The organism is Amycolatopsis sp. A133, assembly GCF_031082405.1.
Lineage (GTDB): Bacteria > Actinomycetota > Actinomycetes > Mycobacteriales > Pseudonocardiaceae > Amycolatopsis.
Genome location: NZ_JAVHJU010000036.1, coordinates 407,197 through 432,795 on the forward strand (window position 1 = coordinate 407,197; position 25,599 = coordinate 432,795).

Here is a 25,599-nt window from a genome sequence, read left to right on the forward strand (position 1 = left end):
CGGGTGATGAAGCCCGCAGCGTAGCGAGCGTGACCGGCCGACCACGACGGGTTTACCGCAGTTCGCTGCCCTTGGTCTCCGGGAGCGTCAGGATCACCGCGAAGGCGATCGCGGCGCCCACGGCGACGTACCAGAAGTAGAGCGTCTGCGACACGGCCCCGAACAGCGTGATGAGCAGGGGAGCGGTGCCGCCGAAGATCGCGACGGTCAGGTTGTACCAGGCCCCGATGCCCAGCCCGCGCAGTTCGGTGGGGAACAGCTCGCTCATGACGGCCGGCGCGATCGACGTCATCGCCGTGTACAGCCCGAGCCCGACGCAGAACACCACGAGCAGCCCGCCGACGCCCGGGCCGATCAAAGTGGACAGCGGAACGACGACGACGGCGGTCGCCCCGGACCAGACGAGCAGCTGCGGCTTCCGCCCGAACCGGTCCGACAACGCGCCGAGCGGGTACTGCAGCGCGATGAACAACGCGGTGCCGACCGAAAGGGCCAGGAAGACGGCGCCGGCATCAGCGTGCCGGTTCTTCACCGCGAACGACGTCAGCGCGCTGAAGAAGGTGTAGTAGCAAAGGGTCGACAGCATCGTGAAGCCGACGAGCCTGCCGACGGCCTTCGGGTGGTGCGTCAGCGTCGTCAGCAGCGGCCGCTCGATCTTGCGCGCCTTCGTCTTCGTCTGCTCGAACAGTTCGGTTTCGGCGAGGCTGCGGCGCAGCCACAGCCCGATCAAGCCGAAGACGCCGCCCAGCAGGAACGGCAGCCGCCAACCCCACGACGTGAGCTGGGCCTTGTCCAGCGCACGGGCCAGGACGAAGCCGAGCACGGTCGCGACGAGCACCGCCGAGCCGGTCGAGATGTAGAAGAACGCCGAGTACCGGCCGCGACGCGCCGGCGGCGCGATCTCGCCCAGGTAGGCCGACGCGTTCGACACCTCGCCGCCGAGCGACAGGCCCTGGGCGATGCGCGCGAGCAGCAGCAGGATCGGCGCCAGCCAGCCCACCTGCGCGAACGTCGGCAGCAGGCCGATCGCCACCGAGCCGCCCGCCATGAGCAGGATGGTGAGGATCATGGCGGGTTTCCGGCCGCGCGTGTCGGCGAACCGCCCGAGCAGGACGCCGCCGAGCGGCCGGAAGAAGAACGCCAGCGCGTAGGTGGCGAAGGTGTTGATCAGCGCGAGCGTGTCGTTCCCGGCGGGGAAGAACGCACTGGCGAAGTAGATGCTGAACGTCGCGTAGATCGTCCAGTCGAACCACTCCAGCGCGTTGCCGGCGCTTGCCGCGAACAGCTTGCGCACCGGCAGCCGGTGCCGCTGGGATGCCTGCACGGTGGACTCGGTCATGGCGGCCTCCACGTCACCCGAAGGTGAAACGGGACTTTGCCACATTCATTCGCAGTGCGAAAGATCCTGACTGCCGCGGTTTCTCGTCCTCCTCTGCTCAGGCCGTGCTGGCCAACGCGAACGGCAGCACCGCGGGCGCCCCGGCTCGCCGCAGCAGCCGCGCGGCCAGCGTCATCGTCCAGCCGGTGTCGATGACGTCGTCCACCAGCAGCACCGGCCCGGACGGCAGCGTCGCCGCCAGGTCGGCCGGCATGCTCAGCCGCCGCCACAGGTCGGCCAGCCGTTGCGCGCTGTTCGCCTGGCGGGGTGGCGGGCCGTCCGCGTCGAGCGCGCCGAGGAACTCCAGCTTGCCGATGTCGGCCAGCTGGGTCGCCAAGCTGTACACGAGCTGTGGCCGCGTCGAGGACGGCACCGCCACCACCGCCACCGGCCGTTCCGCCCACTGCCACCCGGCGAGCACCTGGACGCAGGCCTTGAACACCGAGTCGGGCACGTCGGCGTCCTGGGCGCCGGGGCCGACGAGTTCCCGCAGCCGGTTGCCCCAGCCGACGTCGGTGAGCCGCCCCAGCACCTGCCCCGGCTCGGCCTGGTCGTCGGCGGAGATCCGGCCGGAAACCGGAACGTCCAAAGAGGACATCCCCGTCGGCCACTGCTTCCGCGGCGCGACCTCGACGCCGGGCCGCTGCAGGCGTTCCCGGGTCGCGTCGACGACCTCGTCCGCCACCGTCGTGTCCCAGTGCTGCCCGGTGCAGTTGTCGCACCGCCCGCACGGCGCCGCCTCGGGATCGTCGAGCTGGCGCCGCAGGTACTCCATCCGGCAGCCGCCGGTCGCGAGGTAGCCGAGCATCGCCTCCTGCTCGCGGTGGCGCGCCTCCGCGACCCGCTGGTACCGGCCGCGGTCGTACTGCCACTCCTCGCCCGTGCTCGTCCAGCCGCCCTTGACGCGCCGGACCGCGCCGTCGACGTCCAGCACCTTCAGCACCATCTCCAGCCGCGACCGGGAAAGCTCCACCGACGGCTCGAGCGCGGCCGTCGACAGTGGACGGTCGGCGTAGGCGAGGGTGTTCAGCACCTGCGTCACCCGCAGTTCGTCGGGGAAGGCCAGCGACCCGAAGTACGCCCAGATCGCCTTGTCCTCTTCGCCGGGCAGCAGCACGACCTCGGCGCGCTCCACGCCACGCCCGGCGCGGCCGACCTGCTGGTAGTAGGCGATCGGCGACGACGGCGCGCCGAGGTGCACGACGAACCCGAGGTCCGGCTTGTCGAACCCCATGCCCAGCGCGGACGTCGCGACCAGGGCCTTGACGCGGTTGCCGAGCAGGTCGTCCTCGGCCGCCTGCCGGTCGGCCGGGTCGGTCTTGCCGGTGTAGGCCGCCACCGGGTAACCGCGGTCCTTCAGCAGCGACGCGACGTCGTGCGCCGCCGCGACGGTCAGCGTGTAAATGATGCCGGAGCCCGGCAGCTCGGCCAGGTGCTCGGCGAGCCACGCCAGCCGCGCCTGCGACGTCGGCAGCCGGCACACCGACAGCCGCAGGCTTTCCCGGTCGAGGCTGCCCCGCAGCACCAGCGTGTCCGTGCCGGTGCCGAGGCCCAGCTGCTCGGCGACGTCGGTGACCACGCGGTCGTTCGCGGTCGCGGTGGTGGCCAGCACCGGCACCCCTTCGGGCAGGTCGCCCAGCAGGGTGCGCAGCCGCCGGTAGTCCGGCCGGAAGTCGTGTCCCCAGTCGGAGATGCAGTGCGCCTCGTCGACCACCAGCAGGCCGGTGCTCGCGGTCAGCTTCGGCAGCACGTTGTCGCGGAAGTCCGGGTTGTTCAGCCGTTCGGGGCTGACCAGCAGGACGTCCACCTCGCCGGCGGCGACCGACGCCTGGACCTGGTCCCACTCCTGCGGGTTCGCGGAGTTCATGGTCGCCGCGTGGATCCCGGCCCGCGCCGCGGCCGAGATCTGGTTGCGCATCAGCGCCAGCAACGGCGAGACGATGACCGTCGGCCCGCTGCCCTGTTCCCGCAGCAACGCCGTGGCCAGGAAGTACACCGCCGACTTGCCCCAGCCGGTGCGCTGCACGACCAGCGCGCGGCGCCGTTGCGCGACCAAGGCCTCGATGGCCGTCCATTGGTCTTCGCGCAGCTTCGCCGAGTCGCCGGCCAGTGCCCGGAGGAGGGTTTCGGCGCGGTCGCGCAGTGCTGGGGTGGTGCTGGTCGTGTCCACGTCCCCACGTCTACCCCATGGCACCGACAGACCGGGAATCGGCGGCGTCACGAACGGACCGTTCGCGACGAATACGGGCCGTAATGTGACCTGAATCACAAGTTCTGCCCGGTCGGGCGAGGTGGTGAAGAGCACCCGGTCCGCCGGCGCTCGGCCTTATAGGCTCTCCGGTCATGTCACCACGGCGGATCGGGGTCATGGGCGGCACCTTCGACCCCGTGCACCACGGCCACCTCGTCGCGGCCAGCGAGGTCCAGTCCCGGTTCGGGCTCGACGAAGTGATCTTCGTCCCCACCGGGCAGCCGTGGCAGAAGACCGACCGCGAAGTGACCAGGGCCGAGGACCGCTACCTCATGACGGTGATCGCGACCGCGTCCAACCCGGTCTTCTCCGTCAGCCGCGTGGACATCGACCGCGGCGGCCAGACCTACACCGTAGACACCCTGCGCGACCTGCACGCCGAGTACCCGGAAGACGAGCTCTTCTTCATCACCGGCGCCGACGCCCTCGAACAGATCCTGACCTGGCACAAGGCCGACGAGCTGTTCGACTTCGCGCACTTCATCGGCGTGACGCGGCCCGGCTACCGGCTGAACTCCCACCACCTGCCCAGCGGCAAGGTGAGCCTCGTCGAGGTCACCGCGATGGCCATTTCGTCCACCGGCTGCCGCGACCGGGTCGAGCGCGGGGAGCCGGTCTGGTACCTCGTGCCCGACGGCGTCGTCCGCTACATCGCCAAGAAGGATCTGTACCGGAAGAGCGACTGAAGGCCCGCTGGTCCCGGCGGGTACCCTTCTCGGGCGAACCCGATCTGTTAAGGAGCACTGTGACAGCCACGTCCGAGGCACGAGAGCTGGCCGTAGCGGCCGCCCACGCGGCGGCGGACAAGAAGGCCAGCGACGTCGTCGTGCTGGACGTGTCCGAGCAGCTCGTCATCACCGACGCCTTCGTCATCGCCTCCGCGTCCAACGAGCGCCTGGTCGGCGCCATCGTCGACAACGTCGAGGAGAAACTGCGGGAGAGCGGCCACAAGCCGGTCCGCCGCGAAGGCGCCCGCGAAGGGCGCTGGGTACTGCTCGACTACGTCGACGTCGTCGTGCACGTCCAGCACGTCGAAGAGCGCTCGTTCTACGGCCTCGAGCGGCTGTGGAAGGACTGCCCGCGCATCGAGGTGGCCGGACTCGAGGAGCCACCCGCCGACGAGGACCCGGACGTCCCGTGAGCCCGCGGCGGCTGGTGCTCTGGCGACACGGCGAGACGGACTACAACGCCGCCGGGCGGATGCAGGGTCACCTCGACTCGGCGCTGACCCCGCGCGGCTGGAACCAGGCCCGGTTCGCGGTGCCCGCGCTGGCCCGCTTCTCCCCGGACCTCGTCATCGCCTCCGACCTGCGCCGGGCCACCGACACCGCCACCGTGCTCACCGACGCCATCGGCGTCCCGCTGCGGATCGACAAGCGGCTGCGCGAGACGCACCTGGGCGAATGGCAGGGACTCACCGGCGAAGAGGTCGACCAGGCCTATCCCGGTGAACGCGACCGCTGGCGCACCGACGCGACGTGGGCCCCGCCCGGTGGCGAGAGCCGCGTCGACGTCGCCGACCGCGCGGGTGAAGTCGTCACCGACCTGCAGCAGGCCAACTCCCAGGCGGGCGAGACCGTGCTGCTGGCCGCGCACGGCGGGCTGATCATCGCGCTCACCGCGCGGCTGCTGAACCTGCCGGTCGAGAACTGGCCGTCGCTCGGCGGGATCTCGAACTGCCACTGGGTCGAGCTGGGCCGTCGCGACGGGAAGTGGCGGTTGAACGCCTACAACGCGGGGATGCACGGCTAGCCGATGGGGCCACGCCTGCTCGTGTTCGGCGACTCGCTGAGCTTTCACGGTCCGGAAGGACCCTGCGCCGCGGACGAGCCGCGGCTGTGGCCCAACGTGGCCGCTGCATCGTTGGGCGGCACCGCCGACCTGGTCGCCGGCATCGGCTGGAACGCCCGGGACGCCTGGTGGTCGCTGACCGGCGACCCGCGCGTCTGGGCCGACCTGCACCACGTCGACGCGGTCGTGTTCGCGATCGGCAGCATGGACACGCTGCCCTCGCCGCTGCCGACCTACCTGCGCACCGGGCTGCGGTACCTGCGGCCCGATCCGGTGCGGCGCGTGGTACGCAAGGCCTATCTCGCCGCGCAGCCGCGGCTGGCGGTGGCGCTGCGCGGCCGTCCCGCGGTGCTGCCGGCCAAGCTCACCGTGCAGTACCTCGACACCGCCGTGGGCGCGCTGCGCGTTCTGCGGCCCGAACTGCCGATCTTCGGCATGCTGCCGTCGGTGCACCGCGCGGCGGCCTACGGCGGCGTGCACACCGCGCGCCCGGCCGCGGCGGCGGCGATGGCGGCGTGGGGCTCGCGAGCGGGAATCCCGTTGCTGGACCTCGAAGCCGTCGTGGGGGAGCACGTCCTGAGCGGCGAAGGCAACCCGGACGGCATGCACTGGGGCTGGCAGGGACACGCCGCGGTGGGCGAAGCGATGTCCGTGTTGATGGCGCCGGCGCTGGCCCCCGGCCACGTAGGCTGACGGGCGTGTCGGTCGCCGTAGTCACGGATTCCACCGCCCACCTGCCGGAGGGCTTCGCCGAACGGCACGCGGTCCGGGTGGTCCCGCTGCACGTCCTGGTCGACGGCGTGGTCTCCCTCGACGGCGTCGAGACCGGACCGGCCGCGGTCGCCGAGGCGATGAAACAGCGGAAGATCGTCACCACGTCGCGGCCGACCCCCACCGAATTCGTGCAGGAGTACCAGGCGGCGTTCGCGGACGGCGCGGAGGCGATCGTGTCGGTGCACCTGTCGCGCGAGCTGTCGGGCACCTGGGAAGCGGCGGTGCTCGCGGCGCAGGAAGTCGGGCCGGACCGGGTCCGCGTCGTCGACTCGCGCACGACCGCGATGGGGCTCGGGTTCGCCGCCCTGCGCGCCGCTTCGGCCGCCTCCACCGGTGCTTCGGCTGCCGAAGTCGAGGCCGCGGCGGTGACCGCGGCCGGCTGTTCGTCGACGTTGTTCGTCGTGGAAACGCTGGAGCACCTGCGTCGCGGTGGCCGGATCGGCCCGGCGGCCGCGCTGCTCGGCACGGCGCTGGCGGTGAAGCCGGTGCTGCACATGTCCGACGGCCGGATCCTGCCGCTGGAAAAGGTCCGCACCATGAACCGGGCGATCGCGCGGCTGGTCGAGCTGGCCGCCAAGGCGGCGGCCGAGGACGACGTCGAGCTCGCCGTCCACCACCTCGCCTCGCCGGAACGGGCGGTCGAACTGGCCAACCGGCTCGAAGAGGCCGTGCCGCGCTCGGCGGGCTGCGTGGTTTCCGAGCTGGGCGCGGTGATCGGGGCGCACACCGGTCCCGGGGTGCTGGGCGTGGTCGTCCAGCGGACGGTCCCGCTCCGGAGCTAACCCTCCAGGATGCCACCCGGGTCCGACGGAAACGGCTGGTCCCGGGCCCGGCCCCGCGAATCCGTCCACAACACCCCGGTTGTCCACAGGACGCGGCGGCACCCCTGTCGGACGCTCCCCGCGGGCCCTAACGTCGATCGTGTGTTCGAGCAGTCCGCCCGGGATCCGGGCCCTCCCGTCAACGACCGGCTCTCCTGGCTGGCCGATCAGCTCTCGCCCGATGCGAGCACGGTCGGCCCCGGCGGCCGGCTGGTCCGGCGCTGGCTGCCGGGCGGACCGGCCGGTGCCGGCAGCCGCCGGTGGGCGCTGGCCGGTGCCTTCGCGGCGGTCGTGGTGATCGTCCTCGGCTCGGTCGCACTCCTCGGTGGCGCTCCGGCGCCCGAGTCACCGCCCGCGCTGCCCAGCGCGAAACCGGCGGCCGAGGCCCGTGCGGCACCCCAGGCCGCTCTCGTCGTCAGCGTGATCGGGCGCGTCCGGTCCCCGGGCCTGGTCACCGTGCCGCAGGGGGCGCGGGTGGCCGACGTGCTGCGGGCGGTCGGCGGGGCGGAGCCGGGCGCGGATCTCGGTGCGCTGAACCTCGCCCGCAAGGTGACCGACGGCGAGCAGCTCGCGGTCGGCATCCCGGCACCCGCCGCGGCCCCCGACGCCCCGGCGGGCGGAGGAAAGGTCGATCTCAACACGGCGACCGCGGACCAGCTGGACACGCTGCCCGGCGTCGGCGAAGTGATGGCCAAGCGGATCGTCCAATGGCGCACCGACCACGGCGGCTTCACGAAGGTCGAGCAGCTGCGGGACGTCGATGGCATCGGAGAAAGCAAGTTCGAACGGCTGCGGGAGAAGGTGACGGTCGGATGAGCGTCTTCCCCGTCACCGACACCCGGCAGGACATGCGGCTGGTCCCGGCGGCAGCGGCGTGCTGGCTGGCGGCGTTGGCCGGCCTGCTGCTCGGCTGGTGGACGGCCGTGGCCGTCGGCCTCGCCTCGGCAGTGCTGGCCGGGCTGGTGCTCTGGCGAGCCCGCGATCATCCCCGGGCCCGCGGCGCGGCCGCGGCCCTGCTGGTGCTGGGCCTGCTCGCCGCCGGTCCGGTCGCCTGGCGCATCCGCGATGCCCAGCGCGACGACCTTCGCACCTTCGCGGCGGAAGGGTTGCCCGCGGCGTTGCGGGTCGTCGTCGCCGAACGTCCGAAGCCCGTGCGCAGCGCGGGCTACGCCGACCGGCAGGCCGGCGCCCGGTCGGTGGTGCTGGCCGCCGACGTGCGCACGGCGTCGGTCGACGGACACCCGGTCCCGTCGTCCGGCCGCGTCCTGCTGCTGGCGCCGGTGGCGCAGTGGGCGTCGCTGCTGCCGGGCCAGGAGGTGACCGCGGCGGGGCTGCTGATGCCGCCGCGCGGCTCGGACCTGACCGTGGCCGTGCTTTCGGTACGCGGACCGCCGGGGGAGCCCGGCCCGGCACCGTGGTGGCAGCGGACGGCGGCCGGGCTGCGCAGCGGGCTCCACGACCTGTGCCAGGTCCTGCCGGACGAACCCGCGGGCCTGCTCCCCGGGCTGGTGCTGGGCGACACGAGCGCGTTGTCCCCGCGCGTCGAGCAGGAGTTCGTCACCGCGGGCCTCGCGCACCTCACCGCGGTCAGCGGCGGAAACCTCGCGGTGATCTGCGGGGCGGTGCTGCTGCTGTTGCGCCTGCTCCGGCTCGGGCCCCGGCTGTCGGCCGCGGCGGCGGGGACGTGCCTGGCCGGGTTCCTCGTCCTGGTCGGCCCGGAGCCGAGCGTGCTGCGCGCGGGGGTGATGGCGGCCGTGGCGTTGCTGGCGCTGGCGCTGGGACGGCGGGGTTCGGCGCTGCCCGCGCTGGCCTTCGCGGTGTGCCTGCTCGTGGTAGCGGATCCCGCGATGGCCACGGACTTCGGCTTCGCGCTGTCGGTGGGCGCCACCGGCGGGCTGGTCCTGCTCGCGCCCCGCTGGGCCGCGACGCTGGTCCGCCGCGGGATCCCGCCGGGATTCGCGGAAGGGCTGGCGATCCCGCTGGCGGCCTTCCTGGTGACGGCACCGGTGCTCGCGGGCATGGCGGGCTCGGTGAGCCTGGTTTCGGTCCTGACCAACGTGCTCGCCGCGCCCGTGGTGGCCCCGGCGACGGTGCTGGGCGTGCTGGCGACCGTCATCGGCCCGTGGTGGCCGGGCGCCGGGAAGGTCCTGGTGCACCTGGCCGACCCGGAGGCCCGGTGGCTGATCACGGTGGCCCGGCACGGCGCGCGGGCCCCGGGCGCGGTGATCACCTGGCCCGGCGGCTGGGTGGGCGGGATCCTCGCCGCCGCCGTCCTGGGCGTCCTGGTGGCGGTGGTCCGGCACCGGCGGGTGCGGGTGCTGCTGGCGGTGCTCGTCGCCGGCGCGTTGCTGGTGTTCGTGCCGGTCCGGGTGCTGGCACCGGCGTGGCCGCCGCGGAACTGGGCGATGGTCGGGTGCGACGTCGGCCAAGGCGACGCGGTCGTGCTGGCGACCGCCGACCCGGGGCGGGCGGTCGTCGTGGACGCCGGACCGGAGCCGGGCCCGGTCGACGAGTGCCTCCACCGGCTGGCGGTCGACCGGATCCCGCTGCTGGTGCTGAGCCACCTGCACGCCGACCACATCGGCGGCCTCGCCTCGGTCTTCGACGGCCGCGCGGTCGGCGCGATCGCCGTCGGCCCGGGGCGGTCGCCGGAGTGGGCGTGGCGCCAGGTCGCCGCGGAGGCCGCTCGGCAGGGGGTGCCGCTGGTGGAGCTGAACCCGGGCGAGCGGCTGGACTGGCCCGGGCTGGCGCTCGACGTCCTGGGCCCGCGGTACGTACCGGCCCGCTCGACCGGGCAGCAGGACGGCACCACGATCAACAACAGCTCGGTGGTGCTGCGAGCGGAAACCCCGGCGGGCCGGATCTTGCTGACCGGCGACGTCGAGTTGGCCGCGCAGGCGGACCTGCTGGCCGGCATCGGAGATCTGAAGGCGGAGGTGCTGAAGGTGCCCCACCACGGCTCGCGGTACTCGCTGCCGTCGTTCCTCGCGGCGGTGGCCCCGAGGGTGGCGGTGGTCAGCGTGGGTGCGGGAAACACGTACGGGCATCCGAGCAAGTCCACAATGGACACCTTGACCGCACTCGGCGCACGCATCACCCGCACCGACGTGGACGGCGACACGGCAGTGGTCACCGGAACGGCAATAGCCCGCCGCGGCGAGCCCCGCGGCCCGCCTCGCCGGTGACCGGAAGGCGCTCGGTGGCGCGGGCTTTCCGGCGGTGGGCGTGGGAAGGATGGCTGCCCTGCCGTGGCTGACCGCATGGCGGTCGACGGTCGTGGGCCTCTGCGGCGGCGTGGCAAGGGGCGCAGCTGCTCCGCCGCACCGCCGGCTCAGCCGCACGAGCCATCCGGTCCACCGCGGTGAGCCCGCGACCCGCCCGCCGGTGCCAGAGGTGGCAGGCGCGGCTTCCCGAGGGCCGAGCCACGGACCGCCCTGCGGCTGAGCGCCGGGGCGGGTCAAGCGCCCGCCCCGGCCGGAGCTCAGTAGCCGAGTGCCTTGTTCACCGCTGCGGCCGAGGGCGGCAGCGTCGCCTTGGGACCGACGTGGTTCTCGATGGCGTCGAGGGTCTTGAGGCCGTCACCGGTGATCAGCAGGACCGTTTCGGCGTCCGGGTCCAGCTTGCCCGTCTCGACCAGCTTCTTCGCCGTGGCGACGGTGACCCCGCCCGCCGTCTCGGTGAAGATGCCTTCGGTGCGGGCCAGCAGGCGGATGCCTTCGACGACCTCTTCGTCGGAGACGTCCTCGATCGCGCCGCCGGTGCGGTTGACGATGTCGAGCACGTACGGGCCGTCGGCCGGGTTGCCGATCGCCAGCGAGCGGGCGATCGTGTCCGGCTTCACCGGCTGGACGACGTCGTGGCCTTCGCGGAACGCGGCCGACACCGGCGAGCAGCCGGTGGCCTGCGCGCCGAACACCTTGTACGGGCTGGCGTCCACGAGACCGAGCTGACCCAGCTCGCGGAAACCCTTGTCCACCTTCGTCAACTGGGAACCGGAGGCGATCGGCACGACGATCTGCGGCGGGATGCGCCAGCCGAGCTGCTCGGCGACCTCGTAGGCCAGCGTCTTCGAGCCCTCCGAGTAGTACGGGCGGACGTTCACGTTCACGAACGCCCACTTCGGGTGCTCACCCGCCAGCTCGGTGGCGAGGCGGTTGACGTCGTCGTAGTTGCCGTCGATGGCGAGGAGGTCGCCGTCGTACACCGCGGTGGTGAGGATCTTGGCGCGCTCGAGGGACTTCGGGATCAGCACGACCGACCGCCAGCCGGCGCGGGCCGCGGCGGCGGCCGTCGCGTTGGCCAGGTTGCCGGTCGACGGACACGCCAGCACCTCGAACCCGAATTCGCGGGCCGCGGCCAGCGCGACGGCGACGACGCGGTCCTTGAACGAGTGCGTCGGGTTGCCGGTGTCGTCCTTGACCCACACGCGCTTGAGGCCGAGTTCCTTGGCGAGGCGGTCGGCGCGGACCAGCCGGGTGGCGCCCGGCTCGGTGTTCGGGATCTCTTCGACGTTGGACGGAACCGGGAGGAGCTTCTTGTAGCGCCAGATGTTGTTGGGGCCGGCCTCGATGTCTTCGCGGCGGACGCGGCCGAAGTCGTAGGCGACCTCGAGCGGCGAGAAGTCTTCGGCGGAGACGAATTCCGGGGCGAGCGGCTGCCGGTGGCCCTCTTCCTTCGACACCAGTTCGACGGCGGGACCCAGATCCGGGGTCTTCGTGGTGGAGGTCGTGCCGAGGGTGGCGGTCATCGCGAGGTTCCTTCCTCATCTGCCCCGCCGAAGCGGGCCGGAATTGGCACCGTGGTCGTCAGCTACCCCGCGATCGCGGGATGACAGGCTGTACGCCGGTTGCCGGGGCTTCGTCGGGCCGTTCCCTCTGCCCCTCTGGATGAGCGGTATTCAGTTGTCGGTGCGCGCACTCCGGATTCCCGGGGCGGCTGCCTCGGCTACACCGTACGACATCGCGCTCGGGCCGTGCCACGGTGGCCGCTCGACATCACCGGAGCGGGGGCACGGCAGCGCAAGTGAGAGGATTCCCGGGTGACCGCGCAAGCCACCGCCCCGGCCCCGCTGCAGCTGGTGCTGGGGGAGGAAGAACTGCTGATCGAGCGGGCCGTCCGCGAGACGCTCGCCGCCGCCCGCGCGATGGACTCGACCGCGGAGCTGACCCGGGTCCGGGTGTCCGATCTCACAGCCCCCGAGCTGGCCGAACTGGTCAGCCCGTCGCTGTTCAGCGAGGGCCGGGTGATCGTCCTCGAGTCGGCGCAGGACATCTCGCAGGAGCTCGCCGACGCCGTAGCGGCCTACCTGAAGGACCCGGCGGACGGGATCGTGCTGATCGTCGTGCACACCGGCGGCGGCCGCAGCAAGGCGGGCAAGTCGCTCCCGGCGGCGCTGAAGAAGGCCGGCGCCGAGATCACGGAGTGCCCGAAGCTGACCAAGCCGGCCGAGCGCGAGCAGTTCGTGCGCCACGAGGTGCGCCGGGTGAACGGCAAGATCGACCCGGCGGGGGTCGCCGCGCTCCTCGACGCGGTGGGCTCCGACCTGCGTGAACTCTCCTCGGCGGCGACGCAGCTGGTCGCGGACACGGGCGGCGCGGTCGACGAGGAGGCGGTCCGCCGCTACCACCGCGGCCGCGCCGACGTGACGGGGTTCGCGGTCGCGGAGAAGGCGGTCGGCGGCGACCGCGCGGCGGCGCTGGAGTCGCTGCGCTGGGCGATGCAGCTCGGCGTCCCGCACGTCCTGGTCGCCGACGCACTGGCCGACGCGGTCCGCACGATCGCCCGGGTCTCCGGCGCCGGCCGCGGCAACCCGAACCAGCTGGCGGGCGAGCTCGGCATGCCGCCGTGGAAGATCCGCAAGGCCCAGGGCCAGTCCCGCGGCTGGAACCCCGACGGCCTGGCCACGGCGATGCGCGTGGTCGCGCGCCTGAACGCCGAGGTCAAGGGCGTGGCGGCGGACCCGGGCTACGCACTGGAGCGAGCGGTCCTCGAGGTAGCGGCCGCCAAGGGCGACCGCTGACAGCAGGGCGGCGCAGACGGGCAGGCGACCCCGCGCGCAGGGCCGCCGCAGCCGGGCCCAGAGCCGCTGCAGCCCGCGCAGAGGCGCCGCAGCCCGCGCGCAGGGCCGCCGCAGCCGGGTCCAGAACCGCCGCGGCCCGCGCAAGGCGGCCGCAGTCCGCGCTCAGCGCCGCCGCAGTCCGCGCAGGGCCGCCGCAACCCGCGCTCGGCGCCGCCGCAGTCCGCGCAGGGCCGCCGCGGCCCGCGTAGAGGCGCCGCAGCCGGGCACCCAGAGCCGCCGCAGCCCGCACATGCCGCCACAGCTCGCGCGCTCAGAGCCGCCGCAACCCGGCCCACCCCGCGAGCCGCCCGCAACCTGCGCCCCCACTCACCGGCGCGCGCCCCCGGACATGAAAGAAGGCCCCGGCCGAAGCCGGGGCCTTCCAGAAATCAATCAGCTCAGAGCGCGTTGACGCGCTTTGCGAGCGCCGACTTCTTGTTGGCGGCCTGGTTGGCGTGGATGACGCCCTTCGAGACGGCCTTGTCCAGCTTCTGGGCGGCGTCGCGCTGCAGCTCGACGGCCTTGGCCTTGTCGCCGGACTCGGCGGCTTCGCGGACCTTGCGGATCGCGGTCTTCACCGAGGACCGGATCGCCTGGTTGCGCTGACGCGCCTTCTCGTTCGTGGTGATGCGCTTGATCTGCGACTTGATGTTGGCCATAGGGCAACTCCTGCTTCACTCGGTGAGATTCGCCGCCGCGCTGATGTGGCCCCGCTCGCGAGAGCGGGTTTCCTCCATGACGGAACGCCGCACGACAACGAGCGCCAACTCTAACAGCCCAGCTCGCAGCGGCCGCCGTCGGCACTCCTGGTGATGCCGATCACCAGGAGTACCGTGGACGGCGGTAGTGCCTAGGGTTCCGTCGCCGGTCCGCGCGCTCCCGCATGACACAACCAGGACCGGCGGGACTGGTCCGAGCGGCACCGTCGGCGGGCCTGGGCGGCCGGTCGTTCATCTGACGGGGGAAAAGCCTGGAGGACGGGGTTTCCCGCGCCCGCGGGAACCCGTAAGGGGTCCCATGAACGCCACGGCACTGTCCCTCGTCCTCGTCGCCGCCGTTGTGCACGCCGCCTGGAACCTGGCGGCCAAGCGGGTCTCCTCCGGCGGGACCCAGTTCGTCTGGCTCTACTACACCGCGGGCGCCGTCTTGCTGCTGCCCGTGACCGTCGTGGTGCTGGTCGTCGAGGACGACCGTCCACAGTGGAGCTGGTTGCTCGCCGCCGGGGTCACGGCGGTGCTGCACATCGCCTACGGCGTCGTGCTGCAGCGCGGGTACCGCGTCGGCGACCTTTCCGTCGTCTACCCGGTGGCGCGCGGCACCGGCCCGCTGCTGTCGGTGCTGGCCGCCGTCCTGGTGCTCGGGGAGCGGCCCGGCCCGCTGGGCCTGCTCGGCGCGTTCCTGGTCGTCGCCGGGGTGCTGGTGATCAGCACCGGCCACCGGGACGGCGACACGCGAGCGGTCAAAGCCGGCATCGGTTACGGCCTCCTGACCGGGGCCGTCATCGCCGGCTACACGCTCTGGGACGCGCACTCGGTGACCGGTCTCGGCGTGCCGCCGGTCGTCTACTTCGGCGTCGGCTCGGTCCTGCAGAGCGTGCTGCTCGTGCCCGGTGCGCTGGCCGACCGCGCCGAGGTGGCGCGGGTCTGGCGCGAGCAGCGCCGGGAGGTCCTCCTCGTGGCGGTCCTGTCGCCGATCGCCTACGTCCTCGTGCTGTACGCCCTCACCATGGCGCCGGTCAGCCTGGTCGCGCCCGCCCGGGAGCTGAGCATCGTGCTCGGCGGCCTCGCCGCGTGGCTGGTGCTGGGCGAACGCGACGCCGTGCGGCGGCTCGCCGGGTCGGTGATCGTGCTGTCCGGCATCGCGGCGATTGCGGCCGCCTGAGCCCGTCCGGTAGGGATGGTCGGATGGAAATCCTGAAGAGCCGGCTGCTGATCCGCCCGCGCGACGTCGCCGCTTCCACGGCGTTCTACCGCGACACCCTCGGCCTGGCCGTGGAGCGGGAGTTCCCCGGCGGCACCGTGTTCTTCCTCGGCCACGGCTCCCTGGAGGTCTCCGGCCGGGGCGAGACGGGCTCGTCACCCGATCTGGTGCTCTGGCTGCAGGTCCGGGACCTGGCCGGCGCCCTGGCCGACCTGAAGGGGAAGGGCCTGGCGCCGGTGCGCGACGCCCAGCGTGAGCCGTGGGGCCTCGACGAGGCCTGGATCGCCGATCCGGACGGGACGCGCATCGTGCTGGTCGAGGTGCCCGAGGGCCACCCGATCCGCACGGACAACCGCTAGGCGGGCTTGACGGCGCGCAGCTGCGCGGCGAGCGCGGCGAAGCCCGGGGGCTCCCAGGTCCAGGTCTGCAGGTCGGCGAAGCCCGCGGCGGCGGCTTCGTCGGCCAGGACGTGCCTGCTCACGGGCAGCCACTTCTCGTGCGCGGACAGCAGCAGCCGGCCGCCGGGGCGCAGCACCCGGAACAGCTCGGCGAACCCGGCGGCGCGGTCGTCCCACAGCATGACGTTGTTCACGGTCAGGACGACGTCGACGGACCCGGCGGGCTCGCCGGTGTGCGCCGCCGACCCCTCACGCAGTTCGGCCCGGTCGCCGCAGCGCTCGTGGCACAGCGACAGCATCTCGAGGGAGGGGTCGACGCCGACGGCGCGCCCGGCCAGGCGGGCGACGGCTTCCAGGCCGACGCCGGGGCCGGGCCCGACGACCAGGACGGTCTCGTCCGGTTCGATCTTCGCCAGGTCGACGACGCGGTGTTCGGTCGCGGCGTTGCCGCGGGCCATGACCCAGCCGCCGAGGCGGCCGAGCGCGCCGGAGGGGTGACCGAACGTACGGTCGAGGACGCGGGCGAACCCGCTGGTCTCCGGCCGGGGAGGGGGTGCAGGCTGGTGCGGAGTGCTCATACTTCGAGGGCACCACGGATCGCAAAACCCCGCATCGGGGATGACCCCCACCCGCACCCGGAGGGCCATGGGACCATAGAGGTGGCCATCCCCGACTTTCCGAGGACTCATTCGAGTGACAGCGCTCAACAAGTTCGCCGACACCACCTTCACGCCGCCGGAGCTCATCCGGAACTTCTGCATCATCGCGCACATCGACCACGGCAAGTCGACCCTGGCCGACCGCATGCTGCAGCTCACCGGCGTCGTGGAAGAGCGGGCCATGCGCGCTCAGTACCTCGACCGGATGGACATCGAGCGCGAGCGCGGCATCACGATCAAGGCGCAGAACGTCCGGCTGCCCTGGAAGGTCGACGGGCAGGACCACGTCCTGCACATGATCGACACCCCGGGTCACGTCGACTTCACCTACGAGGTTTCCCGGGCGCTGGAGGCGTGCGAAGGCGCCGTCCTGCTGGTCGACGCCGCGCAGGGGATCGAGGCCCAGACCCTGGCCAACCTCTACCTGGCGCTGGAGAACGACCTCCAGATCATCCCGGTGCTCAACAAGATCGACCTGCCCTCGGCCGACCCCGACAAGTACGCGGGTGAGCTGGCCCACATCATCGGCTGCGAGCCGGAAGACGTCCTGCGGGTCTCGGCCAAGACCGGCATGGGCGTCGGCGCGCTGCTCGACGAGGTCGTGAAGTCGGTTCCGGCGCCGCAGGGTGACGCGGACGCGCCGGCCCGCGCGATGATCTTCGACTCGGTGTACGACACCTACCGCGGCGTCGTCACCTACATCCGGGTCGTCGACGGCAAGATCACGCCGCGCGAGCGCATCAAGATGATGTCCACCGGCGCGACGCACGAGCTGCTGGAAGTCGGGATCATCTCGCCGGAGCCCAAGGCCAGCAAGGGGCTCGGCGTCGGCGAGGTCGGCTACCTGATCACCGGCGTGAAGGACGTCCGCCAGTCGAAGGTCGGCGACACGGTGACGTCCGAGCGCAACGGTGCGAAAGAGGCCTTGGCCGGGTACCGCGAGCCGAAGCCGATGGTCTACTCCGGGCTGTACCCGGTGGACGGCTCCGACTACCCCGAGCTGCGCGAGGCGCTGGACAAGCTCCAGCTCAACGACGCCGCGCTCGACTACGAGCCCGAGACGTCGGTGGCGCTGGGCTTCGGCTTCCGCTGCGGTTTCCTCGGCCTGCTGCACCTGGAGATCACGCGCGACCGGCTCGAGCGCGAGTTCGGCCTCGACCTGATCTCGACGGCGCCCAACGTCGTCTACGACGTGGTGCTGGACGACGGCAAGGAAATCCACGTGACCAACCCGTCGGACTGGCCGACCGGGAGCAAGATCGACAAGGTGCTCGAGCCGCTCAGCAAGGTGAGCGTCCTGGCGCCGTCGGAGTTCATCGGCACGATCATGGAGCTGTGCCAGAACAAGCGCGGCCAGCTGCTCGGCATGGATTACCTGTCCGAGGACCGGGTCGAGCTGCGGTACAACATGCCGCTGGGCGAGATCATCTTCGACTTCTTCGACACGCTGAAGTCGCGTACGCGCGGGTATGCGTCCCTGGACTACGAAGAGGCCGGTACGCAGGCGGCGGACCTGGTCAAGGTGGACATCCTGCTGCAGGGCGAGGGCGTGGACGCGTTCTCCGCGATCGTGCACAAGGACGACGCCTACAACTACGGCAACCGCATGGTGAACCGGCTCCGCGAGCTGATCCCGCGGCAGAACTTCGAGGTGCCCATCCAGGCCGCCATCGGCGCCCGGATCATCGCCCGTGAAACGATCCGCGCGATCCGCAAGGACGTGCTGGCGAAGTGCTACGGCGGTGACATCTCGCGGAAGCGGAAACTGCTGGAGAAGCAGAAGGAAGGCAAGAAGCGGATGAAGACCGTCGGCCGGGTCGAGGTCCCGCAGGAGGCTTTCGTCGCCGCACTGTCCACTGAGGACTCCGGCAAGAACAAGAAGTAGCTGTTTCCGTTGCGGTGACTGTTCCGTTGATGTGACAGTGGCGCCTATATTCACGCCTACGCGTGAATATGGGCGCCGAACCTGTGTTCGACGTGGTTTCTGTCGGTGCTCTCTGGTTTCCTCTGGTGCGAAGAGCGAAAGGAGAGCACCATGACGGTCATGGCAGACATCGAGCATCCCGCCGATTCGGGCCCGCTGACGGTGCACGATCTCGAGGGGATGCCGGACGATGGCCGACGCCGCGAACTCATCGACGGGGTGCTCATCGTGAGCCCCGCGCCGGGAAGAAGACATCAGAAGATCGCTTACCGGCTCTATGGCGTTCTGGAAGCCGCGTGTCCGCCTGAGTACGACGTACTCGCCGCGCCGTTCGCCGTGCACTCGGGCGACGACACGGAGCTGCAGCCGGACGTCCTGGTCGGCTTGGACGAAGACTTCACCGAAAAGGATCTTCCGGCGTCGCCGGTGCTGGCGGTCGAGGTGCTGTCGCCCAGCACGGCGATCCACGACCTCAACACCAAGAAGGCGGTCTACGAACGGCTCGGGACCGGCAGCTACTGGGTGATCGACCCGGCCGACCCCACGCTCACGGTTTTCGAGCTGGACGAGGACGGTCACTACCAGCAGGTGGCCAAGGCGGCGGGCGACGAGGCGGTCGAGCTCGAGCGGCCGTTCCCGGTGCGGATCGTGCCACGGGAGCTGCTGGGCCGGCTCGGCTGAGCCACGGCCGATTCCCGGGCCAGCCGGTAAGGGACGGCGTTCCCGGGTGATCGTCCGGGGTCAGTGGTGCCGGAGGCGGGGTGCGCCGCGGAGCTGGGCGTGCAGCTGCCGGTGGCGCAATTCCTTCCGGAGCCGGTCGAGCACCGCGTCGAACAGGGCCGGGGCGAGGATCGCCGTCTGCTCGAACTGCCTTCGCTGGGGCGGCGCCGGTTCGAGCTTGCTTCGCGGCGCGTAGCGCTGCACCGAACTCTCGACGCCTCCGCCGGTGACCAGGTCGACCCAGAGGGCGTCGCGCAGGTAGCCGTCGCCGAAGCGGGCCGAGCGGCGGACCGTGATCTCGGCGATTTCCGGCCAGGGGACCACCCGCGTGCTGAGCGTGCCCGCGGGCAGGCGGAGGCCCTCCTCGCCGACGGTGAGGTCGCGGAGAGCCTCGAACCCGCGCTTGAGGTCGCGAGCACGCGACACCCGGAAGGCCACGACCGCGGCGAGCACGGTCGCCGCGTAGGCGCCGCCGATCAGCCACGGCGAGAGGCCGCGCACCAGCCCGGAGAGGAGCGCCGCGCCGAACCCGGCGTCGGCGACGACGAGCAAGCCGACGAGGACCTTGACCGGCGTGGTGACGCGGGGCGGGGACTCGGACAACGGGACGACTCCTGGGGCCGGATGGGTCAGGGATTGCCGATTATCCGGTCCGCCCGGACGAACACCGCGACCCGCCGCTCTTCGGCCATCACGCGGTCGTACTCGGCCCAGTCGTCATGGGTGCCGGTGGCGGCGATGAAGACGTCGCGCAGCAGCTGCGGCAGGCCGGCCGGGTCGAAGGCGGGATCGGGATCGTCGGGGCCGATGAGGTGGGTGGCCCCGGTGACGGAGAGCCAGTTCCAGCCGCGCCGGAAGGTGACGGTGGCGTGCCCGGCCCGCCGCAGTAGGGTGAGCTTGTGCGCCTGGCCCACGGCCACGTAGGCGACACCCGGGGCGCCGGTCACGGGATCGCCGAAGACGCCGGCGTTGACGACCGAGGCGTGCACGGTGCCGTCCGCACGCGTCGTGGCCACGGTGGCGAGGCCGTGCTCCTGCAGCGACAGTGTGCGCACCTGCTCCAGATCAGCGCTCATGGCCCCAACCTAACCCGCCGGCCGCCCCGGGTGTCCGGTGTTCACCGCCCGAAGTGCGCCGATAACCGTCCGCACAGACCGGTGACGTCCTCCCGCGGCGCGCCGGCCCAGTCGACCGCCATCCACCCGGCCTCGGCCGGAGTGCCGCGATGCCGCACGAAGAGGTGCTGGTGGAAGTGAGCGCGCGCCAGTCCGCGCCCGGCGACGGCCGAGTGCACGGACTCGGGATCCAGCTCGGCCCGCAGGGCGCGGGCGCCCACCCAGACGGCCCGCGCGACGGCCAGGGCTTCGGCTTCGGTGAGCCCGTCGAGGTGCGCCACGTGCCGGCGGGTCTCGACGAAGAGGTAGCCGGGGAAGTCCCCGGGCCGATGGCTGACGACGACGAGCTCGTCGGCCCAGACGACCGGGCTGACGAGCGGCCCGGCGCCACGGTGCTTGGCGCAGACGGGACACGGCATGACCCCAGGTTAACGGCGATCTCGGACGAGCCCGGCGCCTTCGTGTGAAGGCGCCGGACCCGCCGTCACCTCAGCAAGCGCCGTTGTCCTTCCACACTCCCCACTGGCCCGTCGTCCCCGGTTCCTCGCCCTGGGTCCACCACTGCGCCATCCACTTGTGGCCGTTGTGGGACACCACGTTCCCGCCGTTGTACACCTGCGAAGCGCTCCACGCCGGGTCCGTGCACGTGCCCGGGTTCGTCGTTCCGCCGGTGTCCCACGCAACCTGCGACGACCGGTAGAAGTTGATCCCCTGCGCCACCCAGCGCGGGGCCTGGGCGCCCAAGCGCGTCCGGAAGGCCGTCCAGTCGTGGGTCGACCACGGGGACCAGCCCAGCTCCGCGTGCGCCGCCAGCCTCGGGAACGCCAGGTAGTCGATGTCGGACGGGGTCACCACCGTTTCCGTCCACAGCGGCGATTCGACCCCGCGGACCGCCGACTCGCCGACGCCCGACAAGTACGCTCCCGGGTTCCAGTTGTACGCGTCCTGGACCTCGATGTAGCCCGCCCACGACAGCCCGATGGGTGTCGAGCTGTTGTACTTCATGTCCAGGTACGCCTTGTTCGCCGGCGACAGGATCACCTTGCTGCCGCGGGAAACCGCCGTCGAGACGCCCGCGTCCGACGTCGAAGTGCCCCAGAACTGCGGCGACGCCGAAGCCGGCAGGGACGCCTTGGCGATGTCGTGCCAGCCCACCACCGATTTGCCCGTCGCCGCCACCAGGGGGAGCACCTTGTTCATGAACGCCACGTAGTCCGCCTGCGAAGTCGCCGAAGCTTCGTCGCCGCCGATGTGCAGGTACGGGCCCGGCGTCAAGGCCGCCAGCTCGCGCAGGACGTCCGCGACGAACGTGTACGTGATGTCCTTCGAGATGCACAGCGAGCTGTAGCCGACCGCCGTGTCCGTCCGCAACGCCGGGGCCACCCCGTTGCAGTTCAGCTCCGCGTACGAGGCCAGCGCCGCGTTCACGTGACCCGGCATGTCGATCTCCGGGATGATCGTGATGTGGCGGGCCGCCGCGTAGGTCACGATCTCCGTGTACTGCGCCTTCGTGTAGTAGCCGCCCGCGCCGCCGCCGACCTGGGTGCTGCCGCCGTACGTCGTCAGGCGGGGCCAGCTGTCGATCTGGATGCGCCAGCCCTGGTCGTCCGCCAGGTGCAGGTGCAGGTTGTTGATCTTGTACTGGGCCAGCTGGTCGAGGTACCGCTTGACCGTCGAGACCGGGTGGAAGTGCCGTGCGACGTCGAGCATCGCGCCGCGGTAGGCGAATCGCGGGTAGTCGACGATCGTTGCTCCAGGGATGCTCCACGGGCCCGGCTGGGCGGCCGGGCTCTCCACGCGACCCGGCAGCAGCTGCCGCAGCGTCTGGACGCCCGCGAAGAGCCCGTCCGCGGTGGACGCCCGCACGGTGACCGAGGACGCCGTCGACACGAGCTGGTAGCCCTGCGCGCCGACGGAGGCGGGCGCGCCGCTCAGCAGCAGCGCGATGCTGTCCGGCGGTACGGACGCCGGTGCGTCGGACACCGGCAGCGCGAAGCCGGTCGACGGCCGCAGCATGCCGGCCAGGTAGTCGCCGACCTGCTTGGCCGGTGCCGAGCCGGCCTCGGTGACGATCTTCGTCGTCGTGACCAGCGGGAACGTGACCCCGGTCGCCGGGGTCACCGAGACCGGCGCCGGCACGATCGACTGCAGCGCCGGCGTGGCCGCCTCGGCCGGCGCGAGCTGGGTACTGGCGCCGATCAGGGCCAGCACGGCGAGGGCGCGGCCGAGACGCCGCGCGACGGGTTTCTTCACCGGGGGACCTCCTGGCGGGAAGGGTGCGACATCGCCGTCGCACCTGCCCGGATCGTCGCACTTCCGGCGGTCATGGTCTAGACCAGTCTGGGTGGTTAGGCTCGGGCCGTGACGCGGGACTTCGCACCCGGGTCGCCGTTCGCGCTGCTGTCGAGCGCCGAGACGGCCGCCTGGTACGCCTACATGAAGGTGCACCTCCGCCTGGAGTACGAGCTGAACCGGCAGCTGCGCGCGGACAGCGGGCTTTCGCTCGCCGACTACCACGTGCTGGTCGCGCTGACCAGCGCGGACGGCGGCCGGATGCGGGTCACCGACCTCGCCGTCCGGATCGGCTGGGAGCGCAGCCGGCTCTCCCACCACCTGAAGCGGATGCGGGACCGCGGGCTGGTCGGGACCGGGACGGCCGCCGGGGATCGCCGGGTCACCGAGGTGGCGCTGTCCGAAACCGGCTGGGAATCGTTGCGGCAAGCGGCGCCGGACCACGTCGGGTTCGTGCGGCAGGCGTTCCTCGACGCCCTCGAGCCCGCCGAACTGGCGCAGCTGACGACCTTGCTCGACCGCGTCTACGACACCCTGCTCGAGCACGGCACCCTCCCGCGGCCGGACGACCACCCCTGAGAGTTGCGTGACATGTCACGTAATATGGCCGCGAACCTAGGAGGGTGCGACATGGCGACGGTGGCCGAGCTGATGGAAGCCAACCTGCTGAGGGTGTTCAACGAGCGCGACGACGAGCGGCGGGCGAAGGCCATCGCCGAGACGTACGCGCCCGACATCACGTTCGCCGATCCCGAAGGGGTCGTGACCGGGCGCGAAAACCTGGACGCCAAGGCCAAGGGGCTGCTGGCGGAGTCTCCCGGCTTCGTGTTCTCGGCGGCGGGCCCGGTCCTGGTCAACCACGACCTCGGCCACCTCGCCTGGGCCCTCGGCCCGGAAGGCGAGCCGCCGGTCGTGCGGGGGATCGACGTCGCGCTCGTCGAGGACGGGGTGATCAAGAAGCTCTACACGATGCTGCTGCCCGCCTGAGTACTACGCTCGGTGGCATGTTCGACGAGCTGACGTTCCCGGTCGTCGCCGCGCCGATGGCCGGCGGTCCCACCACCCCGGAGCTGGTCGCCGCGGTGACCGAGGCCGGTGGCTTCGGCTTCCTCTCCGCCGGCATGCTCACGCCCGCGGCGCTCGCGGCGCAGATCGACCGCACCGCGGAGCTCACCGGGCGGCCGTTCGGCGTCAACCTCTTCGTGCCACAGCCGGACACCGGCGCCGACATCGGCGCGCACCGCGAGCGGCTCGAAGAGTTCGCCCGCGAGTACGACGTCGAGCTCGGCGAGCCGAAGTGGGACGACGACGCGTATCCGGCGAAGCTGGACGTCGTGCTCGAGAAGCGGGTCCCCGTCGTGTCGTTCACCTTCGGGCCGCCGTCGCCGTCGGACGTCCTCAGGCTCCGAGACGCCGGCAGCAAGGTCCTCGTCACCGTGACCACCCCCGAGGCCGCCCACCGGGCCGCGGATCTCGGCGCCGACGCGCTCGTCCTGCAAGGCTTCGAGGCGGGCGGGCACCGCAGCCTGTTCACCGACGACCCGCGCCTGCCCGGCGGCGGCGCCGAATACGGCGTGCTCGCGCTGCTGAGGCTCGTCGCCGCCCGCGTCGACCTGCCGCTGATCGCCGCCGGCGGGCTGGTGCACGGCGCCGACGTCGCGGCCGTGCTCGCCGCCGGTGCCGTGGCCGCCCAGCTGGGCACCGTGTTCCTGCGCGCGGACGAAGCCGGGACGTCGGAGGCGCACCGGAAGGCCCTTGCCCTCGCCGAGCGCGAGACGGCGTTCACGCGCGCCTTCAGCGGCCGCCCGGCGCGCGGGCTGGTCAACAAGTTCATGGACGCGCTGTCCGACGGCGCGCCCGCCGCCTACCCGCAGCTCAACCACCTGGCCGGGCCGGTGCGGAAGGCGTCGGCGAAGGCCGGTGACCCGGAAGCGATCTCGCTGTGGGCGGGCCAGACCTACCCGCTCGCGTATGACGCTTCGGCCGCCGTGATCATCGAGCGGCTGAAGGTCGAGGCGCGCGCCGCCGCCGCACGCCTCGACCGGATCCGCTAGCCGCCGGTGCGGTTCAGCACCGAGTGCCGCCGGCTGTAGAGGAAGTAGACGATCAGGCCGAGGACGAACCAGACGGCGAACCGCAGCCAGGTCGCCGGCTGCAGGAACGTGATCAGCCAGATCGAGAATACGATCCCGATCGCGGGCACCACCGGCATGCCCGGCGTCTTGAACGTCCGCGGCAGGTCCGGCTGCTTGTAGCGCAGCACGATCACCGCGACGCAGACGACGACGAACGCGAGCAGGATGCCGATGTTCGTCAGCTCGGCGGCCTCGCCGATCGGCAGCACGCCGGCGATGATCGCGGACGCCCCGCCGAGGATCCACGTCATCCGGCTCGGCACCTGCCGCGTCGGGTGGGTCTTGCCCAGCCACGGCGGCAGCAGCCCGTCGCGGCTCATCGAGTAGCCGACGCGGGTGGCGCCCATCAGGAACGTGAACAGCACGGTGAGGATGCCGACGATCGCGCCGATGGCGATCACCGTGGCCAGCCCGTCGAGGCCGACCGACTTGAACGCCGTCGAGAACCCGCTCTTCGGGTCGATCTCGGTGTACTTCTGCATGCCGGTCAGCACCAGGCAGGCCAGCACGTACAGCACCATCGAGATGGCCAGCGAGTACAGGATCGCCTTCGGCATGTGCCGCTGCGCGTCCTTCGACTCTTCCGCGGCGGTGCTCATGGCGTCGTAGCCGAACACGGCGAAGAACACCGTCGCGGCGCCGGTCACCGCGCCGCCGAAGCCGGCCGGGGCGAAGGGCGTGTAGTTGCCGGTCTTGACGTAGAAGAAGCCGACCAGGATGACCACCAGCACGATCAGGACCTTGATCCCGACCATCGCCGTCTCGAACCGGGCGGCGCTGCGGATGCCGCGGTTGAGCAGGTAGGCGATCAGCAGGCACAGCAGCGCGGCGAACAGGTCGACCTTGTGGCCCGGCCCGGTGCCGGGCGCGCCGAGCATCCAGGCGGGCAGGTCCAGGCCGAGCTGGCCGAGCAGGAAGCTGAAGTAGCCGGAGATCCCGATCGCCACCACCGCCACGATCGCGGTGTACTCCAGCAGCAGGTCCCAGCCGATGAACCAGCCGACGATCTCGCCGAGCACCGCGTAGCCGTAGGTGTAGGCCGAGCCGGCCTTCGGGATCAGACCGGCGAACTCCGCGTAGGAGAACGCCGCCGCGGCGCTGGCGACGCCGGCGATGAGGAACGAGATCAGCACGGCCGGGCCGACGCCCGGGATGCCCGCCGCGTCGTCGCCGTGCGCGACGCTGCCGGCGAGGGCGAAGATCCCGGCGCCGATGATGCCGCCGATGCCGATGGCGGTCAGCTGCCACAGCCCCAGGGTGCGGTTCAGGCCATCGCTTTCGCCGGTGCCCTGGATCTGGTCGATCGGCTTGCGCCGGAAGATGCCCGAGCTCGAGCCCAGGCCTTCTGGAGCGGACATCATCA

Annotated in this window: 25 protein-coding genes and 1 riboswitch; of the genes, 15 read left to right on the forward strand and 10 right to left on the reverse strand. The window is 71.9% G+C overall.

Annotation, left to right across the window (positions count from 1 at the left end; translation table 11 throughout):
- Nucleotides 1-52: 52 nt before the first annotated feature.
- Nucleotides 53-1,339, reverse strand: a complete 1,287-nt coding sequence (locus tag Q5425_RS24705) for an MFS transporter (RefSeq protein ID WP_308674672.1) — start codon at nt 1,337-1,339, stop codon at nt 53-55.
- A gap of 97 nt (nt 1,340-1,436) precedes the next feature.
- On the reverse strand, nt 1,437-3,548 hold the full coding sequence (locus Q5425_RS24710; RefSeq protein WP_308674673.1) for a RecQ family ATP-dependent DNA helicase: 2,112 nt from the start codon (nt 3,546-3,548) through the stop codon (nt 1,437-1,439).
- Between the two features lie 197 nt (nt 3,549-3,745).
- Between Q5425_RS24710 and nadD the strand changes: the two genes are divergently transcribed.
- The 7 genes from nadD to Q5425_RS24745 all read left to right on the forward strand — a co-directional run bounded on the left by nadD (nt 3,746) and on the right by Q5425_RS24745 (nt 10,200).
- A complete protein-coding gene (gene nadD, locus Q5425_RS24715; RefSeq protein ID WP_013228469.1) occupies nt 3,746-4,315 on the forward strand; it encodes a nicotinate-nucleotide adenylyltransferase in 570 nt (189 codons plus the stop codon).
- A 59-nt stretch (nt 4,316-4,374) separates the two neighbouring features.
- Nucleotides 4,375-4,770 (forward strand): ribosome silencing factor, encoded by a 396-nt coding sequence (rsfS, locus tag Q5425_RS24720; protein ID WP_308674674.1) that lies wholly within the window; start codon nt 4,375-4,377, stop codon nt 4,768-4,770.
- Nucleotides 4,767-5,381 carry a histidine phosphatase family protein gene (locus Q5425_RS24725; protein ID WP_308674675.1) on the forward strand — a complete coding sequence of 205 codons (615 nt, stop codon included), beginning with the start codon at nt 4,767-4,769 and terminating at the stop codon, nt 5,379-5,381. The genes rsfS and Q5425_RS24725 overlap by 4 nt, the downstream gene beginning before the upstream one ends.
- Nucleotides 5,382-5,384: 3 nt before the next feature.
- Entirely contained in the window at nt 5,385-6,113 is a 729-nt protein-coding gene (octT, locus tag Q5425_RS24730) for a diglucosylglycerate octanoyltransferase (RefSeq protein ID WP_308674676.1), read from the forward strand.
- Nucleotides 6,114-6,118: 5 nt separating this feature from the next.
- The gene (locus Q5425_RS24735) at nt 6,119-6,976 is read left to right on the forward strand and encodes a DegV family protein (RefSeq protein ID WP_308674677.1); all 858 of its coding nucleotides are present in this window, start codon (nt 6,119-6,121) and stop codon (nt 6,974-6,976) included.
- Between the two features lie 141 nt (nt 6,977-7,117).
- Complete coding sequence (locus Q5425_RS24740; protein WP_308674678.1) at nt 7,118-7,831, forward strand: ComEA family DNA-binding protein; 714 nt, start codon at nt 7,118-7,120, stop codon at nt 7,829-7,831.
- Complete coding sequence (locus Q5425_RS24745; protein WP_308674679.1) at nt 7,828-10,200, forward strand: ComEC/Rec2 family competence protein; 2,373 nt, start codon at nt 7,828-7,830, stop codon at nt 10,198-10,200. Before Q5425_RS24740 ends, Q5425_RS24745 begins: the two co-directional genes overlap by 4 nt.
- 296 nt (nt 10,201-10,496) lie before the next feature.
- Here the strand turns inward: Q5425_RS24745 and thrC are convergent, their stop codons facing one another.
- On the reverse strand, nt 10,497-11,762 hold the full coding sequence (gene thrC / locus Q5425_RS24750; protein WP_308674680.1) for a threonine synthase: 1,266 nt from the start codon (nt 11,760-11,762) through the stop codon (nt 10,497-10,499).
- A 12-nt stretch (nt 11,763-11,774) separates the two neighbouring features.
- Nucleotides 11,775-11,908, reverse strand: a riboswitch (SAM riboswitch).
- Between the two features lie 145 nt (nt 11,909-12,053).
- Here thrC and holA point away from each other — a divergent pair.
- Entirely contained in the window at nt 12,054-13,034 is a 981-nt protein-coding gene (holA, locus tag Q5425_RS24755) for a DNA polymerase III subunit delta (protein ID WP_308674681.1), read from the forward strand.
- 437 nt (nt 13,035-13,471) lie between these two features.
- On the opposite strand, the gene rpsT is transcribed toward holA, so the two are convergent.
- Nucleotides 13,472-13,732, reverse strand: coding sequence for a 30S ribosomal protein S20 (gene rpsT, locus Q5425_RS24760; RefSeq protein WP_155545692.1), 261 nt, complete (start codon nt 13,730-13,732; stop codon nt 13,472-13,474).
- 358 nt (nt 13,733-14,090) lie between these two features.
- On the opposite strand from rpsT, the gene Q5425_RS24765 reads away from it, so the two are divergent.
- Both Q5425_RS24765 and Q5425_RS24770 read left to right on the forward strand, forming a co-directional pair.
- Complete coding sequence (locus Q5425_RS24765; protein WP_308674682.1) at nt 14,091-14,954, forward strand: DMT family transporter; 864 nt, start codon at nt 14,091-14,093, stop codon at nt 14,952-14,954.
- Nucleotides 14,955-14,977: 23 nt separating this feature from the next.
- Nucleotides 14,978-15,352, forward strand: coding sequence for a VOC family protein (locus Q5425_RS24770; protein ID WP_308674683.1), 375 nt, complete (start codon nt 14,978-14,980; stop codon nt 15,350-15,352).
- On the opposite strand, the gene Q5425_RS24775 is transcribed toward Q5425_RS24770, so the two are convergent.
- Nucleotides 15,349-15,969, reverse strand: coding sequence for a class I SAM-dependent methyltransferase (locus Q5425_RS24775; RefSeq protein WP_308674684.1), 621 nt, complete (start codon nt 15,967-15,969; stop codon nt 15,349-15,351). The two genes, Q5425_RS24770 and Q5425_RS24775, sit on opposite strands and share 4 nt — an antisense overlap.
- A 115-nt stretch (nt 15,970-16,084) precedes the next feature.
- Between Q5425_RS24775 and lepA the strand changes: the two genes are divergently transcribed.
- Both lepA and Q5425_RS24785 read left to right on the forward strand, forming a co-directional pair.
- Nucleotides 16,085-17,935 (forward strand): translation elongation factor 4, encoded by a 1,851-nt coding sequence (gene lepA / locus Q5425_RS24780; protein ID WP_308674685.1) that lies wholly within the window; start codon nt 16,085-16,087, stop codon nt 17,933-17,935.
- 150 nt (nt 17,936-18,085) lie between these two features.
- Entirely contained in the window at nt 18,086-18,655 is a 570-nt protein-coding gene (locus Q5425_RS24785) for a Uma2 family endonuclease (RefSeq protein ID WP_308674686.1), read from the forward strand.
- Between the two features lie 60 nt (nt 18,656-18,715).
- Here Q5425_RS24785 and Q5425_RS24790 read toward each other — a convergent pair whose 3' ends face one another.
- The 4 genes from Q5425_RS24790 to Q5425_RS24805 form a co-directional block, all read right to left on the reverse strand.
- On the reverse strand, nt 18,716-19,297 hold the full coding sequence (locus Q5425_RS24790; RefSeq protein WP_308674687.1) for a hypothetical protein: 582 nt from the start codon (nt 19,295-19,297) through the stop codon (nt 18,716-18,718).
- Nucleotides 19,298-19,323: 26 nt separating this feature from the next.
- Nucleotides 19,324-19,770 (reverse strand): pyridoxamine 5'-phosphate oxidase family protein, encoded by a 447-nt coding sequence (locus tag Q5425_RS24795; RefSeq protein ID WP_308674688.1) that lies wholly within the window; start codon nt 19,768-19,770, stop codon nt 19,324-19,326.
- Nucleotides 19,771-19,811: 41 nt separating this feature from the next.
- Entirely contained in the window at nt 19,812-20,228 is a 417-nt protein-coding gene (locus Q5425_RS24800; protein ID WP_308674689.1) for a histidine triad (HIT) protein, read from the reverse strand.
- 70 nt (nt 20,229-20,298) lie between these two features.
- Entirely contained in the window at nt 20,299-22,062 is a 1,764-nt protein-coding gene (locus Q5425_RS24805; RefSeq protein WP_308674690.1) for a family 20 glycosylhydrolase, read from the reverse strand.
- Nucleotides 22,063-22,170: 108 nt separating this feature from the next.
- Here Q5425_RS24805 and Q5425_RS24810 point away from each other — a divergent pair, with 108 nt between their 5' ends.
- From Q5425_RS24810 to Q5425_RS24820, 3 genes are read left to right on the forward strand one after another with little or no spacing between them, the layout of a single operon-like run.
- The gene (locus Q5425_RS24810) at nt 22,171-22,680 is read left to right on the forward strand and encodes a MarR family winged helix-turn-helix transcriptional regulator (RefSeq protein ID WP_308674691.1); all 510 of its coding nucleotides are present in this window, start codon (nt 22,171-22,173) and stop codon (nt 22,678-22,680) included.
- A 51-nt stretch (nt 22,681-22,731) separates the two neighbouring features.
- Nucleotides 22,732-23,088: a nuclear transport factor 2 family protein gene (locus Q5425_RS24815; protein ID WP_308674692.1), complete on the forward strand. Its 357-nt coding sequence runs from the start codon at nt 22,732-22,734 to the stop codon at nt 23,086-23,088.
- A 17-nt stretch (nt 23,089-23,105) separates the two neighbouring features.
- Complete coding sequence (locus tag Q5425_RS24820; protein WP_308674693.1) at nt 23,106-24,155, forward strand: nitronate monooxygenase; 1,050 nt, start codon at nt 23,106-23,108, stop codon at nt 24,153-24,155.
- Here the strand turns inward: Q5425_RS24820 and Q5425_RS24825 are convergent.
- Nucleotides 24,152-25,594 (reverse strand): amino acid permease, encoded by a 1,443-nt coding sequence (locus Q5425_RS24825; protein WP_308674694.1) that lies wholly within the window; start codon nt 25,592-25,594, stop codon nt 24,152-24,154. The two genes, Q5425_RS24820 and Q5425_RS24825, sit on opposite strands and share 4 nt — an antisense overlap.
- Between the last annotated feature and the right edge of the window lie 5 nt (nt 25,595-25,599).